General features: G+C 59.7%; 1 protein-coding gene. It reads left to right on the forward strand.

Annotated features, from left to right (window positions below; translation table 11 throughout):
• The coding region (locus E1J50_RS27045) for a hypothetical protein (protein WP_207919300.1) at nt 1–465 on the forward strand (465 nt) is incomplete at its 5' end.
• Between the last annotated feature and the right edge of the window lie 300 nt (nt 466–765).

Raw genomic sequence — 765 nt, forward strand, 5'->3', positions numbered from 1 at the left:
TTTGCGTTTTGTAAAGTTTCGGGTGAAGCGCCCCTTCCCCCAGGACAGCGCGTGACAACGATGGGGCCAGTGATGCTCACCCAAGCATTGCCTAGAAACAGGGTACTGATAACAGCGGCCGGCATGCTGGTCTGCACGATCACCAGCTCCCTTGCGATAGCGCAGCCTCTTCTGGTGCCGGTCAAGCCGAGCGTGGCGGGCAGCATCATTTTGAGTGGGCATTCGACGGCGCCCGTTCAGAGCCTCTTCGAATCCGGGCCACGTTACTCAGCGGCGAATGGACGTCTGCGCGTCGGCGTCGGCAGCGAAGCCCCGAACTGGATGCGGATCGGCGTATTCCAGAACGTCTCTGTACCGGGGCTGAGACCCGCGACCTCCTACGCATACGTCATCTCATCTGACGGCAAGGCCGTTATCCTTGACCCTGACACGCACCGGGTTGTGCGCGTGATCAAGCGGCCATGATCGTCGAGGGGGCGTATCGAGCGGATCGGCACCTTGTGCTGTCGCAGCCTGATTGTGCGGGTCGCTTCGGGACTGTCGCAAAGTTTTCTAACGCGCGATCTTCTCTGGAATTGCGTTCTGCCGAGCCAATCTCTGCGCAACCAGAGGTAGCGATCGGCTCGTTCAGGGACTGGTTCATATAACCAGAATCAGGACTGCCTCAACGTTCGCGATGACGAGCTGCCAGTGCTCGGGCGTGAGGTCATGCAAAGTCTCGCCCATGCCGCGATTTAGCACTGCGAGCTTGGCGGTTTCCATCCA

It is taken from the genome of Methylobacterium segetis, assembly GCF_004348265.1.
Classification (GTDB): Bacteria; Pseudomonadota; Alphaproteobacteria; order Rhizobiales; family Beijerinckiaceae; genus Methylobacterium; species Methylobacterium segetis.